The sequence below is a fragment of the Mycobacterium sp. E1214 genome (assembly GCF_001666755.1).
Lineage (GTDB): Bacteria > Actinomycetota > Actinomycetes > Mycobacteriales > Mycobacteriaceae > Mycobacterium.
The window spans coordinates 14,935-37,695 of the sequence record NZ_LZJC01000138.1 but is presented as its reverse complement, the minus strand read 5'-3'; the positions used below and the strand labels follow the sequence as shown (position 1 = coordinate 37,695).

The 22,761-nt window shown below is 67.8% G+C and carries 28 protein-coding genes; 13 read left to right on the top strand and 15 right to left on the bottom strand.

What is annotated here, in order from left to right:
- Together A5700_RS19410 and A5700_RS19405 are read right to left on the bottom strand one after the other, a co-directional pair.
- A partial coding sequence (locus tag A5700_RS19410; protein WP_156671302.1) for an alpha/beta fold hydrolase occupies positions 1–554 on the bottom strand: 554 nt, incomplete at its 3' end.
- 155 nt (positions 555–709) lie between these two features.
- Positions 710–1,222, bottom strand: coding sequence for a TetR/AcrR family transcriptional regulator (locus tag A5700_RS19405; RefSeq protein WP_068070660.1), 513 nt, complete (start codon positions 1,220–1,222; stop codon positions 710–712).
- A gap of 112 nt (positions 1,223–1,334) precedes the next feature.
- On the opposite strand from A5700_RS19405, the gene A5700_RS19400 reads away from it, so the two are divergent.
- Positions 1,335–2,264, top strand: a complete 930-nt coding sequence (locus A5700_RS19400; protein ID WP_068070658.1) for a LysR family transcriptional regulator — start codon at positions 1,335–1,337, stop codon at positions 2,262–2,264.
- A gap of 27 nt (positions 2,265–2,291) precedes the next feature.
- Here A5700_RS19400 and A5700_RS19395 read toward each other — a convergent pair whose 3' ends face one another.
- Both A5700_RS19395 and A5700_RS19390 read right to left on the bottom strand, forming a co-directional pair.
- Positions 2,292–3,116 carry an alpha/beta fold hydrolase gene (locus A5700_RS19395; RefSeq protein WP_068070656.1) on the bottom strand — a complete coding sequence of 275 codons (825 nt, stop codon included), beginning with the start codon at positions 3,114–3,116 and terminating at the stop codon, positions 2,292–2,294.
- A gap of 88 nt (positions 3,117–3,204) precedes the next feature.
- A complete protein-coding gene (locus tag A5700_RS19390) occupies positions 3,205–3,672 on the bottom strand; it encodes a nuclear transport factor 2 family protein (protein WP_068070654.1) in 468 nt (155 codons plus the stop codon).
- 162 nt (positions 3,673–3,834) lie between these two features.
- Between A5700_RS19390 and A5700_RS19385 the strand changes: the two genes are divergently transcribed.
- Positions 3,835–4,500: a TetR/AcrR family transcriptional regulator gene (locus tag A5700_RS19385; protein ID WP_068070652.1), complete on the top strand. Its 666-nt coding sequence runs from the start codon at positions 3,835–3,837 to the stop codon at positions 4,498–4,500.
- A gap of 62 nt (positions 4,501–4,562) precedes the next feature.
- Entirely contained in the window at positions 4,563–5,537 is a 975-nt protein-coding gene (locus tag A5700_RS19380) for a LysR family transcriptional regulator (protein WP_068070650.1), read from the top strand.
- A 29-nt stretch (positions 5,538–5,566) separates the two neighbouring features.
- On the opposite strand, the gene A5700_RS19375 is transcribed toward A5700_RS19380, so the two are convergent.
- The 3 genes from A5700_RS19375 to A5700_RS19365 are packed head-to-tail and all read right to left on the bottom strand — an operon-like array spanning position 5,567 to position 7,697.
- Complete coding sequence (locus A5700_RS19375; protein WP_068070648.1) at positions 5,567–6,922, bottom strand: FAD-binding oxidoreductase; 1,356 nt, start codon at positions 6,920–6,922, stop codon at positions 5,567–5,569.
- Between the two features lie 57 nt (positions 6,923–6,979).
- Positions 6,980–7,363 carry a DUF4267 domain-containing protein gene (locus A5700_RS19370; protein ID WP_068070646.1) on the bottom strand — a complete coding sequence of 128 codons (384 nt, stop codon included), beginning with the start codon at positions 7,361–7,363 and terminating at the stop codon, positions 6,980–6,982.
- 22 nt (positions 7,364–7,385) lie between these two features.
- On the bottom strand, positions 7,386–7,697 hold the full coding sequence (locus A5700_RS19365) for an NIPSNAP family protein (protein WP_068070644.1): 312 nt from the start codon (positions 7,695–7,697) through the stop codon (positions 7,386–7,388).
- A gap of 99 nt (positions 7,698–7,796) precedes the next feature.
- Here A5700_RS19365 and A5700_RS19360 point away from each other — a divergent pair, with 99 nt between their 5' ends.
- The gene (locus A5700_RS19360) at positions 7,797–8,405 is read left to right on the top strand and encodes a TetR/AcrR family transcriptional regulator (protein WP_068070642.1); all 609 of its coding nucleotides are present in this window, start codon (positions 7,797–7,799) and stop codon (positions 8,403–8,405) included.
- Positions 8,406–8,468: 63 nt separating this feature from the next.
- On the opposite strand, the gene A5700_RS19355 is transcribed toward A5700_RS19360, so the two are convergent.
- Positions 8,469–8,900, bottom strand: coding sequence for a DMT family transporter (locus A5700_RS19355; RefSeq protein WP_255377967.1), 432 nt, complete (start codon positions 8,898–8,900; stop codon positions 8,469–8,471).
- 274 nt (positions 8,901–9,174) lie between these two features.
- On the opposite strand from A5700_RS19355, the gene A5700_RS19350 reads away from it, so the two are divergent.
- The 6 genes from A5700_RS19350 to A5700_RS19325 all read left to right on the top strand — a co-directional run bounded on the left by A5700_RS19350 (position 9,175) and on the right by A5700_RS19325 (position 14,247).
- Positions 9,175–10,446: a cytochrome P450 gene (locus tag A5700_RS19350; RefSeq protein WP_068070638.1), complete on the top strand. Its 1,272-nt coding sequence runs from the start codon at positions 9,175–9,177 to the stop codon at positions 10,444–10,446.
- A gap of 43 nt (positions 10,447–10,489) precedes the next feature.
- Positions 10,490–11,488, top strand: coding sequence for a phosphotriesterase (locus A5700_RS19345; protein WP_082959665.1), 999 nt, complete (start codon positions 10,490–10,492; stop codon positions 11,486–11,488).
- A gap of 78 nt (positions 11,489–11,566) precedes the next feature.
- On the top strand, positions 11,567–12,304 hold the full coding sequence (locus A5700_RS19340) for an HpcH/HpaI aldolase/citrate lyase family protein (protein ID WP_068070635.1): 738 nt from the start codon (positions 11,567–11,569) through the stop codon (positions 12,302–12,304).
- Entirely contained in the window at positions 12,301–13,254 is a 954-nt protein-coding gene (locus A5700_RS19335) for a C-terminal binding protein (RefSeq protein WP_068070633.1), read from the top strand. Before A5700_RS19340 ends, A5700_RS19335 begins: the two co-directional genes overlap by 4 nt.
- A 14-nt stretch (positions 13,255–13,268) precedes the next feature.
- A complete protein-coding gene (locus tag A5700_RS19330; RefSeq protein WP_068070631.1) occupies positions 13,269–13,868 on the top strand; it encodes a TetR/AcrR family transcriptional regulator in 600 nt (199 codons plus the stop codon).
- Positions 13,869–13,947: 79 nt separating this feature from the next.
- A complete protein-coding gene (locus A5700_RS19325) occupies positions 13,948–14,247 on the top strand; it encodes a hypothetical protein (RefSeq protein ID WP_156745580.1) in 300 nt (99 codons plus the stop codon).
- Here A5700_RS19325 and A5700_RS19320 read toward each other — a convergent pair.
- Positions 14,244–14,513 (bottom strand): hypothetical protein, encoded by a 270-nt coding sequence (locus A5700_RS19320; RefSeq protein ID WP_068070628.1) that lies wholly within the window; start codon positions 14,511–14,513, stop codon positions 14,244–14,246. The genes A5700_RS19325 and A5700_RS19320 overlap by 4 nt on opposite strands.
- 436 nt (positions 14,514–14,949) lie before the next feature.
- Between A5700_RS19320 and A5700_RS25520 the strand changes: the two genes are divergently transcribed.
- Entirely contained in the window at positions 14,950–15,372 is a 423-nt protein-coding gene (locus tag A5700_RS25520) for an SdpI family protein (protein WP_197504162.1), read from the top strand.
- On the opposite strand, the gene A5700_RS19310 is transcribed toward A5700_RS25520, so the two are convergent.
- The 5 genes from A5700_RS19310 to kasB form a co-directional block, all read right to left on the bottom strand.
- Positions 15,329–15,757: a hypothetical protein gene (locus tag A5700_RS19310; protein WP_068070625.1), complete on the bottom strand. Its 429-nt coding sequence runs from the start codon at positions 15,755–15,757 to the stop codon at positions 15,329–15,331. The two genes, A5700_RS25520 and A5700_RS19310, sit on opposite strands and share 44 nt — an antisense overlap.
- A 48-nt stretch (positions 15,758–15,805) precedes the next feature.
- Positions 15,806–16,354 carry a DUF302 domain-containing protein gene (locus A5700_RS19305; protein ID WP_068070623.1) on the bottom strand — a complete coding sequence of 183 codons (549 nt, stop codon included), beginning with the start codon at positions 16,352–16,354 and terminating at the stop codon, positions 15,806–15,808.
- A 158-nt stretch (positions 16,355–16,512) separates the two neighbouring features.
- Positions 16,513–17,040 carry a helix-turn-helix domain-containing protein gene (locus A5700_RS19300; RefSeq protein ID WP_068070621.1) on the bottom strand — a complete coding sequence of 176 codons (528 nt, stop codon included), beginning with the start codon at positions 17,038–17,040 and terminating at the stop codon, positions 16,513–16,515.
- 57 nt (positions 17,041–17,097) lie between these two features.
- Positions 17,098–18,129, bottom strand: coding sequence for a fused (3R)-hydroxyacyl-ACP dehydratase subunits HadA/HadB (locus A5700_RS19295; RefSeq protein WP_068070618.1), 1,032 nt, complete (start codon positions 18,127–18,129; stop codon positions 17,098–17,100).
- 103 nt (positions 18,130–18,232) lie between these two features.
- Positions 18,233–19,486 carry a 3-oxoacyl-ACP synthase KasB gene (kasB, locus tag A5700_RS19290; RefSeq protein WP_068070616.1) on the bottom strand — a complete coding sequence of 418 codons (1,254 nt, stop codon included), beginning with the start codon at positions 19,484–19,486 and terminating at the stop codon, positions 18,233–18,235.
- Between the two features lie 239 nt (positions 19,487–19,725).
- Here kasB and A5700_RS19285 point away from each other — a divergent pair, with 239 nt between their 5' ends.
- Together A5700_RS19285 and A5700_RS19280 are read left to right on the top strand one after the other, a co-directional pair.
- On the top strand, positions 19,726–20,370 hold the full coding sequence (locus A5700_RS19285) for a TetR/AcrR family transcriptional regulator (protein ID WP_068070614.1): 645 nt from the start codon (positions 19,726–19,728) through the stop codon (positions 20,368–20,370).
- Positions 20,367–21,047: an enoyl-CoA hydratase/isomerase family protein gene (locus A5700_RS19280; protein WP_068070612.1), complete on the top strand. Its 681-nt coding sequence runs from the start codon at positions 20,367–20,369 to the stop codon at positions 21,045–21,047. Before A5700_RS19285 ends, A5700_RS19280 begins: the two co-directional genes overlap by 4 nt.
- On the opposite strand, the gene A5700_RS19275 is transcribed toward A5700_RS19280, so the two are convergent.
- Positions 21,041–22,645, bottom strand: a complete 1,605-nt coding sequence (locus tag A5700_RS19275) for a sulfite reductase flavoprotein subunit alpha (protein ID WP_068070610.1) — start codon at positions 22,643–22,645, stop codon at positions 21,041–21,043. The two genes, A5700_RS19280 and A5700_RS19275, sit on opposite strands and share 7 nt — an antisense overlap.
- Between the last annotated feature and the right edge of the window lie 116 nt (positions 22,646–22,761).

Below are 22,761 nucleotides of genomic sequence, written 5' to 3'. Positions count from 1 at the left end.
GGGGCGATGCGGTCGAGTCGATCGGCCGGCACGCCGTGGGTGTACTGCCAGTGCGTCGTCTGCAAGGTGAAGTATTCCCGGACCGAGTCTTCGTTGGGGCCGCGATCTTTCGCGTGCGCGAACAGTCTGTCCCAAAAGGGCGTGAAACCCTCCATGTAGGCGTTCCCGCTCTGCGTGATAATCGCGGTGATGCGCTCCGGTCGTGCGGTGGCGATGCGCAACCCGATGGGTGCGCCGTAGTCGTGAATGTAGATGGCGAAGCGTTCCAGCCCCAACGTGGTGATGAGCTTCTCTGTGATCTCGGTAAGCCGGTCGAAGCTGTAGGTGAACTGGTTGACCGAGGGCATCGAGGAGCGCCCGAAGCCGATGTGGTCGGGCGCCACCAGGTGGTAGGAGTCGGCCAGCGAGTTGATCAAGTTGCGAAACATATGAGAGCTGGACGGAAAACCGTGCAGCAGAAGCACTGTGGGGTTCGAGCGATCGCCGGCCTCGCGGTAGAAGACGTCGAGGCCGTCGATGGACACGGTGTGATAGCGGGTGCTGAAGCCGGTCATGTTTTCCCCTTGTGGATAGGCGTGTGGGCGGGCGCGAGTCACTTGCCTACACACTGCGTCGCCCCGGCGGCCGGAAAAAGGGCCAATCCGCGATCACTGAGATCGACGGAGCTGATCAGTGCCGTTGGGGCTCAGGCGTTGCCGTCGGCCCAGCGTCAGGCCAACGCCGAAGTCGCATGGTCGAATACCTTCGCGTCCCCAAGCCCGCGCGCCAAGATCATCGCGCCTTCCAGCGTCGCGAAGATCCGCAATGCGTGCGTCCGCGGATCGGGCCCGCCGATCCGATCGGCGATGTCAGCGGTAACGCGTGTGAAGAAATCGCGGGCCGCCTGAGCGACCTCGGGCGGCAGACCACCCGTCTCGGCACCCAACGCTCCGCCCATGCACATGCGGCCGGTCGTGCGCAGCACGTTACGGAACACCGCCAAATACGCCGAAACGACGTCGACGCCTTCGGCGGTCGCGTCCGCCACCGCGGCGAGAACGTTGTCCGTGTAGCGGTGCATCACGGCGACCGTCAGCGCAGCCTTGGTCGGGAAGTGGTGGTGGACACTCGAACTCTTGATGCCCAGTTCTGCCGCCAGATCGCGGAAGCTGTAGCCGTTATAGCCGGCGTCACCAATGCGGCTCTCCGCAAGGTCCATCAAGCGCTCGGCCGTGTCGCTCATCACCCTCCCTATCGGTAGATAAGTTTTGACAACCGTAACGCCGACTCGTAGGCTCAGTACAGCTACCTATCGATAGGTAGATAACTCTTCCCCCATGGGACGGTGAGTCGGGGTGGAACTGCGTCAACTGGAAGCGTTCGTAGCGGTCGCGACGGAACTGCACTTCGGCCGCGCGGCGCACAAGCTGCGTGTTGGTCAACCGACCGTGAGCAGTTTGATCCGGCACTTGGAGCGGGAATTGGGCGCGCAGCTGATGACCCGAACCACCCGCAGGGTCACGCTGACGAGCGCCGGGGACGAGCTCTTGGGTCGCGCCAAGGTCATACTCGACGAAGTGGGGTCGGCCTGCGCCGCCGTGCATCGGGTGGCCGACGGACGTGCGGGCACCGTGCGGCTCGGCATGACGCCACCCGTTGCCCCGGTGCTGGCGTCACACCTCATCACCGTCTTGCGGGACGCGGCACCGGAAGTCAAGGTCGCGGCCCGGCGGATGTGGCTACCGGACCTCGCCCGAGCCACGGCCGACGGCACGATCGACGTCGCGGTCACCTGTGGTTCACTAGCGCACCCGCCGGGGGTGGTCGACGAAGTGTTCTGCGGCGAGCCGTTACTGATCTCGGTGCGGCCGAATCACCGACTTGCCGAACAGGATTCGATTGCCCTGGGCGATGTCGCGGGCGAGCGGTTGGGCATTCACAGCTCGGCTCTGTTCCCGGCGTGGGCGCTGGCGCATCGGCAGGCGCTCGAGGCGGCCAGCGTGTCGCCGGTGACGGTTGAACTCGCCGACACCGACCTGTTTGCCCGGCGCTGGCCGGACCAGTCCGAGGTCGACTGGATCCTCACCACGGCCACGATGGCCGCGCCGGGGTTGCCGACCCCCACCCGACCCGTGCGACCCGCGCAAATCCTGCCGTACACGCTGCAGTGGAGTCCCACTCGCGCGGCCAACGCTGCGGTGGGCCGCTTCGTGCACCTGGCCTTGACGGCCGACGTACCCGTGGGCTGGGTGACTCTGCCCGGCCACTTGCGACACGAGGGCTGAGAGGCCCGACCGAACACCGCGACGGCATCAGTGCCGGATGAAGTTCAACAGGTCGGCGTTGATGACGTCGGCGTGAGTGGTGGGCATGCCGTGGGGAAACCCCGGATACGAAATCAGGCGACTATTCCTGACCAATTGTGCTGTCAGCGGGGCGGAATCGCCATAGGGCACGATTTGGTCGTCCTCGCCGTGCATCACCAACACCGGTATGGTGACCCGCTTCAAATCCTCGGTGAAGTCGGTCTGCGAGAACGCGACGATGCCGTCGTAGTGCGCCTTGGCGCCGCCCATCATGCCCTGCCTCCACCAATTGTCGACGACGGCTTCCGACGTCGGCACCCCCGGCCGATTGAATCCGTAGAACGGTCCCGAAGCCAACTCGCGGTAGAAGGCCGACCGATTCGCCGCCAACTGCGCCTGCAGGTCGTCGAACGCCTCCTTGGGTTGCCCGCCGGGGTTCGTTGGTGTGCGAACCATGAGTGGTGGTACGGCACTCAGCAACGCCGCCTTGGCAACTCGAGCTTCACCGTGGCGGGCGAGGTAACGAACGACCTCGCCGCCTCCGGTTGAATGGCCCACGTGGATGGCGCCTTGCAGGTCGAGATGGGCGGTCAGGGCCGCCAGATCGTCGGCGTAATGGTTCATGTCGTGACCGGTACCGGTCTGGCTGGATCGTCCGTGACCCCGTCGGTCGTGGGCGATCACGCGGTAGCCGTGTTTGAGGAAGAACAACATTTGAGGGTCCCAGTCATCGGCGGACAGGGGCCACCCGTGACTGAACACGATCGGCCGCCCAGAACCCCAATCCTTGTAGTGGATCTCCACCCCGTCGCCAGTGATGACGCTGTTCATGCTGCCTCCGGCCGTAACTGGTGCGGAGACCATGCGTGGTCTGCGTCGGCGATCTCGTTGCGGCGCAGGGAATTCGACGTCAAGGGCCTCACTGCAGCGGGATGACGTGGCTCTGGCCGCGCTCGTTGGCGGGCCGGGGACCGAAGTACCGACGTTCGGACTCGTCGATGCGCACGTCATTGATGCTCGCCTCGCGCCGGCGCATGAGGCCGCTGTCGTCGAACTCCCAGAGCTCGTTGCCGTAGCTGCGCCACCACTGGCCCGAAGCGTCGTGACACTCGTACTGAAAGCGCACCGCGATCCGGTTGTCGTGGAAATCCCACAGGCTCTTGCGAAGCGCATAGTCCAGCTCACGCTGCCATTTGGCGGTGAGGAACTCGACGATCTGGTCTCGGCCATTGACGAACTGGCCACGATTACGCCAGGCGCTGTCCGGGGTGTAGGCCAGGCTCACCCGGTGCGGGTCGCAGGTATTCCACGCGTCCTCTGCGGCTTGTACTTTCTCCAGTGCTGTCTGTAGGTCGTATGGGGGAAACGGTGGACGGGACTCCTGCACCGCTCGCTCCTTTCGGGACTCGGTGATGGGGGGGCCACGACATACGTTGCGTCATGGGGGGACTGAGAAAAAGAGGCGAATCAGAATCGATCCGATTGCCCGCGTTGATCAATCCCGAGACTCTTGCGCGCAAAAAGCCCGTTACGTTACGTTCGGAACGAAATGAAATCGCCCGAAGGTGGAGACGGCCCGCAGCCCGCGGCCAAGCAGGGACGCCCCCGCGACACCAGCATCGGTGCGGCGGTTCTGCGCGCCACCGTGGAATTGCTCGGGGAAGTCGGCTATGACCGCCTGACGATCCCGCAGGTTGCAGCTCGCGCCGGCGCCACGCCGCCCGCAGTCTATCGACGGTTCCCAAGCAAGGTGGAGCTGGTCTACGAAGCGGTGTTCGCCAGTTCCACGGCAACCGAATTGCCCATCGCCGACGACCTCGCTTCCACCGTGCGCGCCTTGCTGGTTCGGTCGATCGACCAGTTCCGGCAACGCGCCGTTCGGACGGCCGCCGCGGGCTTGATGGCCGATCTGCGCGCTCGGCCCGGCCTGTCGAGGCGGTTGGCCAGTGCTCAAGAGACCACCTACCGGCAACTGCAGGAATATCTCGACGAGGCCCTGCCGAAGCGACCGAAAAAGAAGCAAGTCGACGCGCAGATGCTCGCCGATCTGATCAGCGGAATGGTCATGATGGCCGAGGCCAACGAGCGGGATCTCGACGACGCCTGGGTCGACGCGGCGGCGGCGCTGATTGTCGACGGGCTAGCCCACCGACATCGGCGCGGAAGGGGCGAATCCGGGGGAGTTGATTTACGTTACGATAATAACGTAACGTAAATGGTATGGATGGCGTGGGCGCACGGGGCACGTCCTCGAGGGCCGCAACGGTGGCTCGTTAAATGGAGCTACGTCAACTGGAAGCATTCGTGGCCGTAGCCCACGAGTTGCACTTCGGGCGCGCCGCCCAGCAATTGCATATCGGACAACCGGCGCTCAGCACGCTCGTGCAACGCTTGGAGCGAGAACTGGGGTCCGCGTTGATGATTCGCAGCACTCGCCGAGTCGCCCTGACCGCCGCGGGGACCGAGCTTCTCGGCCGCGCTCAAGCCATTCTCGACGACGTCGGAGCGGCCTGCGCCGCGGTGCACCAGCTGTCCGAGGGCCATTCGGGGGTGGTGCGACTGGCGATCACTCCACCGGCCGCGCCCGTGTTAGCGCCGCATCTGGCGAGAGCGCTCCGACGCAAGGCGCCGCACGTCGAGTTGATCGTGCGTCGGATGTGGTTGCCGGAGCTGCGGAGCGCGGTCGCCGTGGGCAGCGTCGACGTGGCCATCACGTGCGCCGCCGTAGCGGCGCCACCACAAGTGATCGCGAAGGTGTTCTGCGCTGAGCCCTTCCTCGTCGCCGTCAGGCGCAGCCACCCTGTGGCCCAACAGGATTCGGCAATGCTGGCCGACCTGGCCGGTGAGACCCTCGGTGTGCACAGCGCTTCTCTGTTTCCCGCGTGGGTGGCCGGACAACGCGACGCGCTGGAAGCAGCTGGTCTGCGGCCGCCCATGGTGGAACTCGACGACGTCGACCTTCGCGCCCGCCGCTGGCCGGCCCAGGCGGAGGTTGACTGGGTGTTGACGACCCCCTCGCTGATGGACTGCGAGACCGTGCAAGTCGTACGGCCCGCGACTCCCGCGATGGCTCTTCCGTATACCTTGCTGTGGAATCCGGCCCTCGCCGCGTCGCCCGCCGTCGGGCGTTTCGTATATCTGGCCCTCGCGCTCGATGTGCCCGAGGGCTGGGCCACCCGGCCGGGCCATCTGCGTCACCAGGATGCGGGTTCCGACTGGCGGCTCGGTGGTCGACAAGAGCGAACTGCCTGAGCTGAACGTCCGCGCTGACGGCGCCGCGCTCAGCTCGCCGTGTGCGCAGCGAGTATCCGGGTGGGCGCTATGCGCCGATCGGGGTCGACGGCGGCGCTGATGTCGGCCAGCCGCTGCAGGTCGTCCGGGTCGAGCCCGTTGGGATCTGCCGCGCGACCGTCGGCGAATGGCGCCGAGGACCGCCCGGTGTCGGCGGCGGCCGCCGCCGACAGCACCCGGGCCAAGCCGTCCTCGGTGTGGGCACGCGTCGCGGCGTCGCCTGCGATGCCGACCGCGTGCAACAGGTACGGTGCCGGGACGGCGGTCAGCGCGCCGTTCCGGGCGGCCGCGTCGTTGTCCACGTTGCGCAACTCGACCATCGCCACCGCCGAATCGGCACTGGCGGCGGTGCGAAACACCGCGGCCGCGACGTCGGGGCCGTTGGGCCCCAGCCATCGGCCCGTGCCCAAAGCGGGGACCGCGCCCGGTGGGTCGAGGTGGATCTGGGCCAGCCGGGCGGCGTCAGCGGGCGCCCACTGGCTGTTGACCGCAGGCGCCGGCGCCGCCGACAAGGCTTGCAGCAGCGGCAGCGCGGCGTCTGGGCCTTGCGGTGAGGCGAAGGCCAAATGTACGACGGGAACGCCTTGAAGCGGCGGCGGGAAGGCCGGCGAGCCCGGCGGTGTGCGCAACACACTCAAGCTCGTCGACAGCGCCGCACCCACGTGGCCCATGGCCGTCGCCCAGGCGTCGACGACGGCTTCCAGTGCGTCGATGCTCCACAGCAGATAACCGGCCCACGGGTCGTCGACGGCGACGAGCTCGACCGTCAACGAGGTGGCCAGACCGGTGCCGCCACCCCCGCGGAACGCCCACAGTGCGTCGCGGTCGACCGCGTCGGTAGCGTCTTCCGCCGCCCGCCGAAGGGCGCCGTGGCCATCGACGTAGTCGACAGCGAGCAGCGACGAGCTGGCCATTCCGTGCGGGCGCGTCAAGAAGCCGACGCCGCCGCCGAAGGTGTAGCCCGCGACGGCCACCGTGGGTGACGTCCCCGCCAGCCCCAGCAACCCGGCACCTTCGGCCCGCGCGTTGACCTGTGACCAGGTCGCACCGGCGCCGACGCGCGCTACGCGAGCGGGCGCGTCGATGTGGACGGTGTTCAACGCCGACGTGTCGACCAGCAAATGGTCCGAGTCGACCGGCCCGCCGGCGCCGTGCCCGCTCGCTTGCACGACCACACCGAGCTGGTGCCGCTCGGCCCACGCGACGGCCTGCGCCACCTCCTGGGCGCTGCGCGGGTGCGCGACCATGGCCGGGCGTTGGACGGTCGCGGCGTTGTGCGGGGTGGTCGCGGCCCGGTAGGTGTCGCTTCCGGGCCGGGAGTACAGATCGGTTCGGGTCTCGGTCATGGCGTTTCGGTTCACCTTCGGCGCGGTGCGGGCGGGGGGCGTGGTGGCGGTGCGCGTTCAGGCGACGAGCAGCAGTGCGGTGGTTAACAGCATGACCGCGGCGGTGGCGCCGTGCACTCCGTAGGCGATCGATTTGGCTCCGCCGTTGCGCAACACGATGGTGGCGTCGACGATCGGGATGAGCGTCGCGGCCAGCATCACCCAGCCGGCGAGGTGTGTCGCGTGCGCACTCAGCAGGACGATCACGAACAGGCCCGTGGTGATATCGCGGATTCCCTTGACGCTCAGGTAGGCCCGGACTCCGGGTTGGTCGATGTCGGGGAGCACCCCGTATCCGGCGGCGGCGGCGCGTGGCGCGGCGAGGAAGCGTGTGCCGATGGCGATGATGGCCGCGGCGAGCAACCCGGCGAGGACGTAGCCGATGGTCGTGGTGATGGTCATGTCGAAAACTCCTTGACTGTGCTCAGTGGATGGGGGAGTAGGGCGTCGGGGTGAGCAGGGTCGTCTGCACGTCGAGGATGTCGGTGACGTCGAATCCGGCCATGTCCGTGGTGAATTCGGCGCTGGACATGACCCGCCGGGTGACGTCGTCGGGGTCGGCGCCCGGCGGATAGTCGATCAGTGCGAGCAACCGGTTCGCGCCGTCTTCGGTCCAGACGCCGTGAGTGGTGACGCCGAACGTTGCGAAGGTGGTGACGTGTCGGGCCCAGTGCATCGCGGCGTAGCGCCGGAGCGCGTCGGGTGATCGCAGGGTGTAGCTCCTGAGTTGGAACATGCTGGTGGTCTCCCTCGGTTTGACTGCTAGCAACGCTAACCCCCTGGCGTTACGGAGTCAATAGCATCGCTAGCGAAACTAGCCGTGATACCGTCGGGTATGGCCACGAAGGATCGGCGCGAGCGGGAACAGGCGGCCCGGCGGCGGCTGATCGTCACCACCGCTCGCGCGCTGGCGGAGGCCGAGGGGTGGGATGCGGTCACCACTCGCCGGCTGTCCACCGAGATCGAGTACAGCCAGCCCGTGCTCTACAAGCACTTCGCCGGCATGGAACGGATCGCGGACGCCGTCGCGCTCGACGGCTACGCGGAGCTCGCCGCCGCGATGCGGGCGGTGTCGCGGGATACGGTCGCGGGGCCGGACGCAGTGCTCGATCGAATTGTGCAGGCGTACTTGCAATTCGCGCGCGACAACCCGGCCACCTATGACGCGATGTTCACCCGCGCGACCGCGCTGCGCTTCGCCGCCGCGGCCACGCCTCCCGAGCTGTTGGAGGCGTTCACGGCGTTACGAGAGGCGGTCGGTCGCGTCGCCCGTTGGCGGGACGCGGACACACTCACCGAGGTCTTCTGGGCCGCGTTGCATGGACTGGTTACCCTCGGCGCGACCGGTCGACTGCGCCCGGACCATGTCGACGCACGCGCGCGACTGCTGGTCGACCAGTTCACGGGCAGGACGCAACCGTCGCGCGAAGCTGACGGCGGATAGATCACAGGGGCGTCGCATCGGCGCGCTGCGAACCGCGGCCGGTACCGCCGCCGCGCGCGGCGCTCAGAATCGCGAGATCAACGTGACACCGCCAATCATCAACACCGCCCCCAGGATTCGCCACACCGTGATCGGGTGGGCCTCGATGCGGAACCAGCCGAAATGATCGACGAGCAACGACATGATGAGCGCCGCGGTGACCGTGATGCCGACAAACGAGCCGGCACCGACTTTGGTGACCAAGGTCAGGCCGGCATAGACCTGCACCGCTCCGACAAGCCCACCGACCACTGCCCACCATGGCATCGACGCCAGGTTCTCCGAGGTGGGCAGCGGGTGCGGGAGGATCAGAAACATCGCCAGAAAAAAGATGGTGATCAACGCGAACGACACCGTGGACGCCAGCCACGGGTTGATCAGGTGTTTGTAGAGTTGCCCGTTCATTGCGGCCCCACAGGTCTGAAGGGCTCCCCCGATGATGATGAAGGGAACCACCCACGTCGCGTTCAATTGCCCTGCCTCTCAGCGCTGGAAGAGATGGACCGGTGGTCGCGCACCCGTCGCGCACCGACGCCGATGCCATCGTTGGGGTGACAAGGTGTCGGTGTCATTCTCATCGACTTCGCGCGATACGGGGGGCGCCCCGACGCGCGGGTTGGCGGCATCCGCGGCCCGAGCTGCCCATCGGCCGGCAAGCGGGGCGGGCGGGCGCCGCGGGTTGACTGATACCGGCAGAGTCCGACAAACTTCACTGAACACGTTCAGTGAAATGAAGGGCGGACCTGTGACGCGCGCGGCTGATGCGGCAATCACGCATTACGATCCGTTCTCGCCCGAGTGCCTCGAGGATCCCTACCCGTACTACGCGTGGCTACGCGACGAGCATCCGCTGTACTACGTCGAGGACTACGACATGTGGGTCGTCTCGCGGTTCGAGGACGTGTACCGCTTGCTCGGCGACCCGGAGATGCCGTTCGAGGCCCGCGAGGGCACGGTGCCTACGAAAGCGGAAATGCTGGCGCACAACGACGGGCCGGTGCCCCCCGCGGGGCTGTCGCCGGTCAGCGGCTTCACCCGGGTCGACCAACCTCACCAAGGCCGGCTCCGCGGGTTCGTCAACCATGCGTTTCGGCCACGGCCCGTCTCGCGCCTCGAGGACTGGTTCCGTGAGCTGGTCCGCGCCGACCTGCCGGACGCGCTGGCCCGGCGGGAATTCAACCTTCCAGAACTGTTCGGGCTCTGGACGGCAAAGACCATGTGCCACCTCGCGGGCCTTCCGGCCGAAGCGGCTCGCGACCTGCGGGACGCGATCAACGAGTCCTCGGCCGCCATCGGCAACCCGGGTCTGGGCCTGAACCCGATCGATGGGCTCAAGCGGATCAACCGCGCCGCCCACGCGGCTGTGGCGGCGCGGCGCGAGGCCGGCGCGGACGGCAGCCATCCCTTCGTCGACGCGGTGATCAACGCGGTGTTCGAGGGCCGCTCGTTGTCCGACCGCGAGGTGGCGGCTCAACTTCTGGTGCCCTTGATCGGCGGCGTCGAGACGGTGCCCAAGGTGACCTCCCACGGGCTGTGGGAGTTGACCAAGAACCCCGACCAGCTCGCGGCCGTTCGCGCCGACCTGGGCACCAACACGCCGCCGGCCTTCGACGAAATGTCGCGTTACTGCGGTCCCGCACAATGGTTTTCACGCACCGTGACCGCACCCGTGGATTTGCTTGGTCAGCACCTGACGCCAGGCCAGCGGATCATCTTCCTGATCCAGTCGGCACAGCGTGACCCCCGCGAATTCCCCGATCCCGACGTGTTCCGGTGGAATCGGCGGATGAAGCGGACTCTTTCGTTCGGCCACGGCGGTCACTTCTGCATGGGTATCCACTTGGCCAAGATGCAAGGCCGCGTGATCCTGCAGGAGTTCTTAGACGCCGTCGACGAGTTCGACTTCGACGAAGCCGCCGCCGTGCGCAGCGCGTCCAGCTTTCAAAAGGGTTGGGACGTCTTGCCCGTCCGTATTCACTCGCTGGCCGAGAGCGCCTGGTGACGATGAACTGTTCGAAGCGCCCATTCGAGCCGCAGGGCCGACTGTGACCACCGACGGCACCGTCGCCACCATCCGGGGCCGACGACGCGCCAATGGCCTTGGCCGCACGCTGATGCACGAGCACGTTTTCGCGGTGTCCGCGGCGCTGGCCAACGACCGTCCCGAACTGGCCTATCCGCGTGGTAAGCAGGCGGCGCTGGACAGCGTGGTGGCGCGTCTGCAACAGGTGAAGGACGCCGGTATCGACACCATCGTCGACGTCACCGTCTTCGGCCACGACCGCGATGTGCCGGCCCTGGTCGAGGTCAACGCGCGCGTAGACCTCAATATCGTTGTCGCCACCGGGTTTTACACCGAGGACCTGCCCTCCAAGACTTTCGAGATTCGGCAGGCCCTGGCCCGCCGGCAGGGACGCAACTTCTTCGCCGACGTGTTCATCGCCGACATCGTCGACGGGATCGGCCACACCGGGGTCCACGCCGGCATCATCAAGTGCGTCACCGGTCCGGCCGGCCTGACTCGCGGGTCCAAGGGGTTGCTACGCGCCTCGGCGATCGCCGCGCGCGAGACCGGCGTCCCGATCACCACGCATTCCGATCCACACGTGCGGGGCGGCCTTGAGCAACTCGACCTGTTCGCCACTGAGGGAATGGACCTCACCCGGGTGGTGATCGGGCACAGCGGCGATACCACCGACATCGACTATCTCAAGGCGCTCATGGACACCGGGGCGACGATGGCGTCGGACCGGTTCGGCTACGACGTCGAGGGTGCCGCCACGATGCACGAGCGGGTCGCGGTGATCGCCACCCTGTGCGACCAGGGATACGCCGACCGCATCGTGGTGTCGCACGACGCGATGCTGCACACCGACTGGCTCGAACCCGGGGGTGGCACCGCGATGTACCCGCACTGGGAACCTACCTACATATCCACCGAGGTGCTACCCGCGCTCAGCGCCGCCGGCGTCTCCGACGCCGACCTGCACCAGATCCTCGTCGACACTCCGGCCCGGCTGCTGGCGTGCTCGGTGCCCCGCTGACTAAGGAGGTTAACCATAAGCACACCTCAAGCGCCACAACCGAAGTCGCCGCTAAGACGAACCCTCGCCGAACGCGCGTTGACCACCGGTCCGTGGGTCACCTTCACCGATCCCCACGCCGTCGAGGCACTGGCCAAGCTCGACCTCGACTATGTGGTCATCGACTGCCAGCACGGGTCGGCCGATCTCGGCTCGCTGCTGCCGATGCTGCGCGCGGCTGCGCTTCACGACAAACCCGCGCTCGTCCGGGTTGCGGCCAACGAGCCGTGGCAGATCATGCGCGCGTTAGACCTGGGCGCCGCCGGAGTCATCGTCCCCATGGTCAACACGGCCGCCGAGGCCGAGATTGCCGCCTCCGCAATGCTTTACCCACCCCACGGCGAACGGTCGTTCGGGCCCCTGCGTCCCTCGGCCGGAGCGGGCTTTGTCCCTGGTGACGGTCCCGTGCTGCTGGTCATGATCGAGACGGCCCGGGGGCTCGCGGAGGTCGACGCCATTGCCGCCACCCCTGGGGTGGACGGCCTGTTCGTCGGCCCGATCGATCTCGCGCTCGGCATCGGCGCGGTTCGGGACGGCAACGTGCTGAAGGGCATCAGCGCGGAAGCCACCCTCTCGGCGGTTGCAACGATCGCGGCCGCCGCGCGTGCGCAGCACAAGGTGCTCGCCGGAGCCGTGTTCAGCCCGGAGCATGCGCGGCTGATGACGCGTGCCGGGGTGCGGCTACAGGTCTACGGCTCCGACGGCCAGTGGCTGGCGGCGGGCGCCAAGGCGGCCCGCAAGCTCACCGACGAACTGGCGGCGGAGGTCGACGCGTGAAGGCGCTTCTCACCAATCCCTCGATGACGCCGCCGGACGCGGTCACGGCGCCCCTGCGTGACATCGCCGACATCGTCACGGTGTCGGACGGTTCGGCCGAGGCGCTCGCCGAGGCGGCCCGCGACGCCGACGCTTTGATCGTCGCCGTGGAACCGATTCGGGCGCAGCTTATCTCGAAGCTCACCCGTTGCAGGGTCATCCACCGTTGCGGTATCGGCGTGGACGTCGTCGATGTCGAGGCGGCCACCCGGGCGGGCATTCAGGTGACGAACGTGCCGGACGCGAACTTCCACGAGGTCGCCGCGCACGCGATGGCGTTCATTCTCGCCCTGACCCGCGGGCTCGTCGCGTGGGATGCCACTGTGCGCGCCGGCCGATTCGGTGACGGGCGGCTGGGCATGTCGCTGCACCGGCCCGCCGTGCAGACCCTTGGCCTGATCGGGTTGGGGCGGATCGGTCGCCGCGTCGCGACGGCGGCCCGGGCCGTCGGTTTCTCCGTTATCGCCCACGATCCCGCGGTGTCACCGGAGGACGCCGCCGCGCTGGGTGTGACACTGGCGGACCTCGACGCCGTCATCACGGCCAGCGACGTTGTGTCGCTTCATATTCCGTTGACGTCGGGTACGCGGCACCTGCTTGACGCCGCGGCACTGTCGCGGATGAAACGCGGAGCGTTCGTGGTCAACGTGTCACGCGGGGGGCTCGTCGACGAGGTGGCGCTCGCGGAGGCGATCGGATCCCGGCGCCTCGCCGGTGCGGCACTCGACACCTTCGAGACCGAGCCGCTGGCCGCCGACAGCCCACTGCTCAAGGTCGACGGCGTCCTGCTGTCCCCGCACGCCGCTCACTGGAGCAGGGAGTCGCTCGGCGAGACGATGGTCAAGAGCTTCGCCGAGGTGGCCCGGGTGCTGCGCGGTGAGGCGCCGCATTACCCGGTCAACCGCGTCTGAAGGGTTGCGCTGTCGTGGGTGGCCGTAAAGACGAGAGCCGGCGCCGCCGCGACGCCGTCTTCGCCGCGACCTGGGATCTCGTCGAGGCCGGCGGGCTGTCCGCGGTCACCATGCGGCAGGTGGCCGAACGCGCCGGCGTCGCCCTGGGCACCATTTTCCTATACGCCTCGAACAAGGACGAGCTGCTCCTGCAGGTATTCGGGGAGCGGTTGGCCGCGCGGTGGAACGGCTTTCTTCGCGCGTCGGAAGGGAAACCGCCGCTGCGGCGCGTCGAGGCGTTCTACGACGATTGCCTGACGATGTTTTTCGCCGACGTCGACAACATTGGCGGGTACTACACGCTGCTGCTCCGTTATCCGACGACGAAGTTTCCCGAAGTGGTCGAGCTGCGCGCACGGCTGCGCCGCATCCTGCGCGAGGCCGAGGGCGACGGGTCGATCCGGTCGACCGCCGATACGGCCGCTTTGGAACAGGCCTATTACGGCGTGTTCGCGATGGCTGTGCTGGAACACGTCCACGTCGGGGATACAACGCGGACGCGCACCACCATGCGTCGGTCGATGGCGCTGCTGCGCCGCGGTGCCGCCGCCGCCGACGACGCGACGAATCGGTGAGCCCGGCGCCGCGGTTGCCCCGGCGTAAACGTTGCGATGCGCACGCTTTCCGGATCACGCCGTGGGGTAACCGACCCGGGTGGGCGAACATCAGCGGGTGGCCGAATGGCAGGCAGCGCAGGCTGTCGAGTTCATTCGCGCACTGCGACGACACGAGGGGGCGACGACCAGCAGGCTCGCGTGGCTGGAACGGCAGACGGCGACCGCCAGCAATGCGCGCGCCGGCGCGCTGCGCGGGGAGGCGGCAACACTGCGGCGCGACATCCAGGCGGCTCAAGAGCTCATCGATCGGCTGGAGCGGACCTACCTGCGAGGCGACCGACCGCGGGTCGATGCGAGGGTGGACAGGGGGCTGGCACTGCGCGCCGCCAGGAATTAGCCCTCGTCCGCGTCGTCCTTGGAGTCGTCGCTGTCGCCGGAATGTTTGGCTTCGTCCCGTTCATCGCCGTCCCGTTCATCGTCACCGGATTTCTCCGATTCCCCGGCCTGGTCCGCGTATTTCGTCAACAACCCGCCGAGCTTGCGGGCCTCCTCCGGTGTCAGCGTGTCGTCGAAGACCCGCTCATCCTTGTCCGATATGCGCTCCAGATAGACGAACTTGTCCTTGAGGCTGACGTCCCACCGCGGCCCCTCTTGTTCAGCCATTGGTTCCTGCCTTTCGACTCGTGTTGGTGCGGAAACGGCATGCCCCCGCTCGTTCGCTGTTTATTCACTTCGTCCGGGGCCTTCCGGGTGCACCCGGACCCGGCGTCCTCAATGGGACTGATCGGATGCGTCCTGGTCAGCGGTCGGCAACGCTTCGGCCCCGGGAGTCGCGGGCGTTTGAGCGATCTCCTCGGCCTCGGATTCGGTGCTGGCGTGCGGATCCGGTGACGACATGTTGCCCCCTGTTCGGCGTGCTGTAGTAGACGATTCGTCTTGACCGGACTACCCAATCGGCGCGTTTTGCTACCGCTGGTGCCCAACACCGCGGCCCAGGGCTCAGAATCGTCCTGACGGGCGCAAGCTGCTGGAGCAACCGGCGGCGTGGCGGAGCCGGACGAGGGACGCGATGCAGTCGGTACGTGATCAGGCGCTACTGATGGCGGTAGTCATCGGGGTCGCCTTGGCTGCGTTGAGCCTGCTGATCACTGGCAACTGGTGGCGCGCCGCGCGCGGTGAGCTGCCTCGCAACCCGCACCTCGGCATCCGGACGCCCTCGACGCTGCGCACCGAGCAGTCCTGGAGGGCCGGCAACCGCGCGGCGCTGCGCGTGGTTCCGCTGATTGCGTTGTTGAACGTCGCGACGTGCGCGGCGATGGTTGTCGCCGCGGGCCAGGGGTGGCGACTGGTCGTCGTCTGCAGCGCAGGCGCAGGACTCGTCGGCTTCATCGGCCTGGCCATCGCCGCCACCGTTGTCGCCGGTAGGGCCGCGCGAGCGGCCGATGACGGCGGACCCGCGGACCGACCGTCGCCGTCGCCTAGCCGTCCTGACGTGCCTGGTCGTCGGCGGCGGCGTAATTGAAGTACTCGGGTCCGAGCCAGTCTTTGATGCTCGGGTACATGGCCGAGCGGAAGAGTTCGACGGCAGGTAGCGGCCGGTAGGCGGCGGTTCGTTTCCTGATCATCCCGCTGTCATCGTCTTCGACGAGTTCGAAGATCTCGAGTTCCCGGCCCTCGATCTCTCCGCGCCATTGCAGAAACGTCGTGCGCTCGTCGAGCTTGTGTTCGCGCACGTAGCGGCCGTTACGCACGTGTGAGGACAGCGCCCAGATCGCGCCGATGAGCTCACGACCCGTCACGACCTTGGTCAGGATCGGCGTGTGGAACTCGACGTCGTCCGCGAGAAGCGCGGTCATCTCCGCGGCGGTGACGTTGCCGCGGTCACGAAGGGCGCGTAACGGGTGCATGGCGGTCCTCGGCTGACTAGCAGATGAAAGGCGTTGTGGGCAAACCAGTTACGAGCCTGACGGCTGCCCGAGCAGTACGGCGGGGGCCTTGACTCCCATCGCTGCCAGCACGCCGGCGATCTTCTGGTCCAGCTCCCGGCCGACGTCCGCCACGTCCGGGTTGCCACCGAGGCTGCCGAAGAGCGTGCTGGGCTGATCGATGACCAGGACACCCTGACCGTCGTCTGCGGCGAAGATGAACAGCCGAAGCGGCGCGTAGAGCATGGTCGCCGGTTCGTGCCGGTACATCCGCTCGGCAATGGTGTGGTTGCCGGCCAAATACTCCACTCCGGGACGGTCGGTGCCGGAGGTGCGCAGGTAGGCCAGGACGTCGATGGAGCCGAAGCGCATCAGTCCCAGCGGCGCCTCGGTGTCGGCCAGCCGCAGGTTCGCCTCCCAGCTGTCGAGGGCCTGGAAGCGGGCAGGGTCGATCGGCGGGACGACCCTTTCGAAGTCCGTGATGGCGTCTGCGAACGGGCGACCGAGAGGCACCTGCAGGCGCCGGATCACGTGCTCAGTGCAGGATTCCACCGTGACGGCGTCGTAATCGGTTGTCATCGTTGCACTTCCGTTCGTGAGTTGGTTTGTCCGGGAGCGGCGTCGGTGTGCGCCTACCCTCACCGTACAAGTTCATTCAATGAAGTTCAACCACCGAAGTTCGAACCTGCGCGCGGGGGCGCGGTGGCGGTCCCGTCTCGGCGCGCCGGCCGGCGCTCTCAGGCCGCGTCGATGAGGGGATGCAGCATGCGGTGCGGCTTGAGCAGCAGCCGGCTGACCCGGTCGTCGCGCGCCGAATCCGTCGAGGTGTCCCGCCTAGGGTGAACTTCGAGATCCCGGGGTCCGGGTACCGCACCGCACCTTCCGCAATTGCCCAGCGGGGTGAGTTGACCGTCGCAGGCGACATGGACAATCGGGCGGCGCAACGGCGGTTCGACGTAGAACTCGTTGCCCCAGTGCATCATTGCCCAGACAACGGGCCAGAGAAGTTCACCCTTGTGGGTCAGCGCATACTCGCTGCGCCCACTAGCGCCGACGGACGTCGTCATGATGTCGTGTTCCACCAACAACTTCAGGCGCTCGGTCAGCACCGCCGGCGGAATCTCCAGATGCTCCCGGAAGTCGGTGAACCGAACCACGCCGTAGAACGCGTCCCGAATGATGAGTAAGGTCCACCGTTCGCCGATGACCTCGAGCGAGCGTGCCACCGGGCACACCTCGTTGTCGTACTCACGCCGCAGAGCCATCCGTCCAGGGTACGGCAGAGCCAGTTCACTGACCGAACCGGCGCGTCGGGCCAGGTGTCAGCGAAAGCGGATGTTGAGCGTGGCCAGGCCGAAGATCTTGCGGCCCCCCGACTTCGCGCCGACGATGACGACTCCGGAGCGGGTCGCGGGATCCAGCGACTTGACGCGGCCGCTGAATTCGATGTCCGCGCCCTCGGCGGCCGACACGACCGCCGGCTGCGACAGCCGTACCGCATAGCGGGTGACCGCCCCCGGGTCGCCCGACCATCGGGAACCGAACCCGGCGCCCAAGCCCATGGTGAGCATGCCGTGGGCGATCACGTCGGGCATGCCGGCCAGCTTGGCGATCTGCTCGTCCCAGTGAATCGGGTTGGCGTCCCCCGCGACGCCGGCGTAGTTGACCAGGTCGCCGCGGGACAGTCGCGCGTGATGTACCGGCAGCTCGTCCCCGACGCTGACGTCGTCAAAGGCGGCGGTGGCCGGTGTGCGGGACGTGCCCGCCTGCGCGATCCGATCCGCGCCATCGGGGCGCACGGTCTTGTGGTAGCCCCCGCCGGATTCGTCGACGCCAAGCAGGTTGACGTCGTGCATCATGACGTTCTGCACGGTCGTGCGGATCGCCGGGTCCACGTCGTCGGCGGTGACACCGACGACCGTCGTGTGCAGGGTGTGCACCCGCTCGCCGTCCGCGTCGGTGAAGGTGTTGGTAACGGTAATCAGGTCCCTGCCGGCGATCCTGCGCACCGCGGACAACTCGACGTCAACGCTCAATTCGTCGCCGGACACGATCGGCCGGTGCTGCTCGAAGACCTCTTCGGTCTGCAGGTACGTCTCGTAGCCGACGACCACCGATTCGAACAGGTGGCGGTTGGCCGCCATCGCGGGGATCGACGTGAAGGTCAGGGGCGCGACCAGGCCCGAGTAGCCCAGCCCCGCGGCGGCGGCGACGTCCCAGTGCGCCGGGTGGTAGTCCTGCACCGCCCGCGCGTACTCGCGCACCTTTTCGCGGCCGACCCGGTACGTGTGGTCGACTCGGTAGTAGTGCCCGACCCGCGATTCGAGCGCTGACACCTCTGCTGCTGCGGTCATGAATGTGCCCAACTTTCCTGTCGGCCCGTTGACTGAGGTCGACCAGAGCACACTAACGCGCGTGCGGCGCAGCGCTGCAGGCCGCTACGCCCGGCGGCGCCGGTCAGTACTTGCCGAAGGCGATCGCGACGTTGTGGCCGCCGAAGCCGAACGAGTTGTTGATCGCGTAGTCGTACTTGCCCGGGCGAGGCTTGCCCGAAACGACGTCAAGGTCGATCTCGGGGTCCAGGTTCTCGAGGTTCAGCGTCGGCGGAATGACCTGATCGCGCAGCGCCATGACGGTCAGGATGGATTCGACCGCCCCGACCGCACCGACCGAGTGGCCCAGCGCCGCCTTGGGCGCGTACACGGCCGGAGTGTTGCTGCCGAGCGCGTTGTTGATGGCCTTGCTCTCGGCCACGTCACCCACCGAGGTACCGGTGGCATGGGCGTTGACGTGGTCGATATCGCTGGGGCTCAGGCCGGCGAGCTGGACGGCCCGCGACATCGCATGCCCGGCACGCAGACCGTTGGGATCCGGAGCGACCATGTGGAAACCGTCCGAGGTGATGCTGGCCCCCATGATCCTGGCCAGGATGTTGGCCCCGCGGGCCTTCGCGTGCTCCTCGGTCTCGATCACCATCAGCGCGCCGGCCTCGCCGAACACGAAGCCGGTTCGGTCGCGGTCGAAGGGGCGACAGGCGCCCTGCGGGTCGTCGTTCTTGGTCGACATGACGATGCGCATCTGGGCGAACGCGGCGATCGCGACGGCTTCGATCTTCACCTCGACGCCGCCGCAGATGGCGATGTCCGCCTCCCCGAAGACGATGTTGCGCCAAGCCTGCGCGACACCCTCCGACCCCGAGGCGCACGCCGACACCGACGTCAGCACCCCGGCCTTCGCGTGCCGCTCCAGGCCCACCGCCGCCGCCGCCCCATTGGGCATGTACTTCGACACCGCGAGCGGGGACACCGCCTGCAGCCCGCGGGCCCGCAGGTCGTCATAGCTGTAGACGATCTGCTCGGCCGAGCCGAGGCCGGTGCCGACGGATACCAGCAGTCGGGTGGGGTCGACCTCGGGCGAACCCGCGTTCTCCCACACCCGCCGGCCGAGAACGGTCGACATCATCTGCAGATAACCCATCCGGTGCCGCTCGGCGCGCGTCAAGCCGGCGTCGAACTCTTCCAGCAGATGTCCACCGATGCGGACGGGCAAGTCGTAGTGGTCGACGAATGGGTCCTCGAGCTTGCGGATACCGCTCTGGCCGTCCAGCAGCAGCTTCCAGGTGTTCTCGGCGTCGGTGGCCAGCGCGGTCGTCATCGCGATGCCGGTGACGACCACGTTCGGAAGTGTTTTGCCGGTAACCAGTTCTGTCATTACTCAATCCTCTCGTGCTGACTAGCGCCCGACGGCCGCGCCGCCGCCCGCACGGGCCGGCAGAAGGCGCAGCCGGGACAAGTGCGCGTGCGCGGTCTCGGCTGCGCGTCATCCCCCGGCCAGGCGATATAAGTCCCGATTCTATCGCCACCGACCGCGGCCGCTTCGCAGCCTGCGCCGCGATCACGCCCCGCGCCACCGGCCTGATAACAGAGCGATTGCTCTGTTATGGTGTCCGCATGCCTCGACCGCGTGTCCACGACCTGGACAGCGTGCTCGACGCCGTCGAAGAGCTCGCGGTGCGCGCGGGGCCGGCCGCGGTGTCTATCCGTGCGGTCAGCGCCGCGGTCGGTATCTCCAACGGCGCGGTGTATCACGCCTTCGCCTCCCGCGCCGGCCTGATGGCACACGCGTGGCTGCGCGCGGGCCGACGGTTCCTGGCGGTGCAGAGCGCCCTGGTCGATGAGGTGCCCGAGGGTCAGGACGCGGCCGACGCTGTCGTGGCCGCCGCGGACGCCCCGGTGGTATTTGCCGGTCGCTACGCAAATTCGGCCAGGTTGGTGTTCACCGTCCGGCGTGCCGACGTGCTCGCCGATGACATCCCCAGCGACGTCGCGGCGCAGCTTCGCGATCTGGACAGCCAGCTCGTCGACCTGATGGTGCGACTGGCGAGGCGGTTGTGGGACCGCAAGGACAGGGCCGCCGTCGACGTCATCACCAGTTGCATTGTCGATCTGCCGACCGCGCTGCTGCTGAGCCGCGACGCGGTCGAAGACCCGACGCGCCGCGCTCAACTGCGCGCCGCGGTGCGCGCTGTGCTGGCGGTGGGGCCGCCGCCGCGAATAGCTCGACCGTCCGACCACACCGCAAGGGAGACCGTATGACGCTGCACATCGACTACCACGACAAGATCGCTGTGCTACACCTGGGGCCAGACGAAAACCGTTTCAGCCCAGCATTTCTCGACGATCTCGACGCCGCGTTGGATCAGGTCGTCGCCGACGGTGCCCAGGGTCTGGTGACGACCGCCGGTGGCAAGTTTTACTCCAACGGCTTGGACCTGGACTGGTTGGGCGCCCACAGCGACCGGGGCCGTTGGTACATCGGCCGCGTCCATCAGCTCCTGGCGCGGGTGCTGACGCTGCCCGTCCCCACGGCCGCCGCCGTGGTGGGCCATGCCTTCGGCGCCGGCGCGATGCTGGCCCTGGCCCACGACTTCCGGGTGATGCGCGCGGATCGCGGTTACTTCTGCCTGCCCGAGGTCGACATCCGCATTCCCTTCAATCCGGGGATGGCGGCGCTCATCCAGGCGAAGCTGACCCCGCAGGCGGCGGTGGCGGCGATGACGACCGGGCGGCGCTTCGGTGGCCCCGACGCGCAGCGGTTCGGCATAGTCGACGCGACCGCCGACGAAGGCGCGCTGCCGGGGGCGGCGATCGACGTGTTGCGCCCGCTGGGAGCCAAGGATCCGGGCACGCTGGGTGTCATCAAGGACACGATGTTCGGCCGGGCCGCCCAGGCGTTGCTCGACGACCAGGAGGTGTCCACCGCCGGTCAATAGACGTCGCGCACGTATCGGTGATTGCGGATGAGGTCGTCGACGTACGCGTCGGCGGCGGCCGCGGACCGTGCGCCGAATCGGGCTACCAGGGCGCGCACGGTGGTGTCGACATCTTTGGCCATCCGCTCGGCGTCTCCGCACACGTAGAGGTGGGCACCGCTGCGCAGCCAGTCGAAGACGTCGGGGCCGTTGTCCCAGAGCCGCTGTTGCACATACGTTTTCGGCGCCGCATCGGTGGCGTCGCGGGAGAATGCGAGGTCGAGGCGGGTCAGCGCGCCGGATTCCAGAAAGCCACGGAGTTCCTCGGCGTAATGAAAGTCGGTGGCCTGGCGTCGTTCCCCGAAGAAGAGCCACGCGCGGCCCGGAGCCCGGGCCGCCTGTCGCTGTTGAAGGAATCCGCGAAACGGCGCGATGCCGGTGCCCGGACCCACCATGATGATCGGTACGTCGGGTGCGGGCAGCCGGAATTGGTGGTTGGGCCGCAATTGCACCCGCACCGTCTCCCCGCGATCGGCCAGGAAGGTCGACGCCACGCCACCGTAGCGGCGATTGCGCGCGGCGTAGCGCACCGTCGCGACCGTCAGGTGCACCCGGTTCGGGTGGACCAGCGGGCTCGACGAGATGGAATAGTCGCGCGCCTGCAAGGGGCGCAGCGTGTCGACCACCTCGTCGACGGTCAGGCCGCTCAGCCGGACCACGTCAAGGACGTCCATGCCGTACCAGCGCGAGCCCGGGCCGGCGGTGTCGTCCGAAAGCCCTATCCGGGCGGCCGACGCCGCCAGTAACGCCCGCGACGGCGTGCGGATCTCCAGGTGCTCCGTCAGCAAGACACCGAGGGGTTCGTCGTAGCCGGCCGGCACGTATTCGGGCGCGACGCCGAGTTCCGCCAGGATCGCGCCCACCAGCACGGGATCGTTCGTCGCGTGCACCGCGAGCGAATCGCCGGCGCGGTAGGGGAACGCGGTGTCGCCGAACTCGAGTTCGTAGTGGCGGACCTCCTTGTCGGAACCGGGCGCGCTGAGTAGCCGGTTGACGACTACGCGGGCCTCGACGATCTCGGCGGGCTTGTGCGCCGCGTCCCCCGGCGCCCGGGCCGCCACGGTCGCCGGCGAGGACGTGGCCGAGCTCCCGTTGCGCGCGCAAGCCAACAACTCGACCAGGTCCGCCGTCCACGACTCGGCGGCCCGCCGGTAGGGGCCGTCGACGTCGACACGGTCGAGCAACCTTGTGGCCCCGAGCTCCGCGAGGCGTTCATCGAGCAGCCGGCCCGCGTTGCAGAACAGGTCGTACCCGCTGTCGCCGAGGGCGAGGACGGCGAACTTCAGCGGTGTCAGCGCGGCCACCGTGTCGGCGCTGAGCGCCTGCCAGAACAGTGCGGCGTTATCGGGAAACTCGCCCTCGCCGAACGTCGAGGTGACCGCGACGAAGTGGGTCGCCGAACGCAGCTGACCGAGCTCGACCTGGTTGAGCTCGATGGCTCGGGCCTCAATCCCGAGCGCCTTCTCGAGGGCTTCGGCGACGGACATGGCGGCGTCCTCGGCGTTACCCATGTCGGTTCCGTAACCCACGATCACACAGAAGTGGGATCGGGCCGTCATGCGTCACTCCCCTCGGTTCACCTGACCGCGCGGTTCAACGGCGCGGTCTGCGCGAGGCCTGGCCCCACCCCAGGCCGCTGCGCTAGGTTAGCCTAACCTAAGTAAGGAGGCGGAGT

Coding starts and splice junctions, on each gene's coding strand:
- A5700_RS19375 (WP_068070648.1), bottom strand. CDS start 6,922: ATGACCGAGACCCGAACCGATCTGTACTCCCGGCCCGGAAGCGACACC.
- A5700_RS19385 (WP_068070652.1), top strand. CDS start 3,835: ATGAAATCGCCCGAAGGTGGAGACGGCCCGCAGCCCGCGGCCAAGCAG.
- A5700_RS19285 (WP_068070614.1), top strand. CDS start 19,726: ATGCCTCGACCGCGTGTCCACGACCTGGACAGCGTGCTCGACGCCGTC.
- A5700_RS19300 (WP_068070621.1), bottom strand. CDS start 17,040: ATGGCTCTGCGGCGTGAGTACGACAACGAGGTGTGCCCGGTGGCACGC.
- A5700_RS19275 (WP_068070610.1), bottom strand. CDS start 22,645: ATGACGGCCCGATCCCACTTCTGTGTGATCGTGGGTTACGGAACCGAC.
- kasB (WP_068070616.1), bottom strand. CDS start 19,486: ATGACAGAACTGGTTACCGGCAAAACACTTCCGAACGTGGTCGTCACC.
- A5700_RS19360 (WP_068070642.1), top strand. CDS start 7,797: ATGGCCACGAAGGATCGGCGCGAGCGGGAACAGGCGGCCCGGCGGCGG.
- A5700_RS19395 (WP_068070656.1), bottom strand. CDS start 3,116: ATGAACAGCGTCATCACTGGCGACGGGGTGGAGATCCACTACAAGGAT.
- A5700_RS19405 (WP_068070660.1), bottom strand. CDS start 1,222: ATGAGCGACACGGCCGAGCGCTTGATGGACCTTGCGGAGAGCCGCATT.
- A5700_RS19305 (WP_068070623.1), bottom strand. CDS start 16,354: ATGACAACCGATTACGACGCCGTCACGGTGGAATCCTGCACTGAGCAC.
- A5700_RS19320 (WP_068070628.1), bottom strand. CDS start 14,513: ATGGCTGAACAAGAGGGGCCGCGGTGGGACGTCAGCCTCAAGGACAAG.
- A5700_RS19310 (WP_068070625.1), bottom strand. CDS start 15,757: ATGCACCCGTTACGCGCCCTTCGTGACCGCGGCAACGTCACCGCCGCG.
- A5700_RS19280 (WP_068070612.1), top strand. CDS start 20,367: ATGACGCTGCACATCGACTACCACGACAAGATCGCTGTGCTACACCTG.
- A5700_RS19370 (WP_068070646.1), bottom strand. CDS start 7,363: ATGACCATCACCACGACCATCGGCTACGTCCTCGCCGGGTTGCTCGCC.
- A5700_RS25520 (WP_197504162.1), top strand. CDS start 14,950: ATGGCGGTAGTCATCGGGGTCGCCTTGGCTGCGTTGAGCCTGCTGATC.
- A5700_RS19295 (WP_068070618.1), bottom strand. CDS start 18,129: ATGACCGCAGCAGCAGAGGTGTCAGCGCTCGAATCGCGGGTCGGGCAC.
- A5700_RS19365 (WP_068070644.1), bottom strand. CDS start 7,697: ATGTTCCAACTCAGGAGCTACACCCTGCGATCACCCGACGCGCTCCGG.
- A5700_RS19350 (WP_068070638.1), top strand. CDS start 9,175: ATGAAGGGCGGACCTGTGACGCGCGCGGCTGATGCGGCAATCACGCAT.
- A5700_RS19380 (WP_068070650.1), top strand. CDS start 4,563: ATGGAGCTACGTCAACTGGAAGCATTCGTGGCCGTAGCCCACGAGTTG.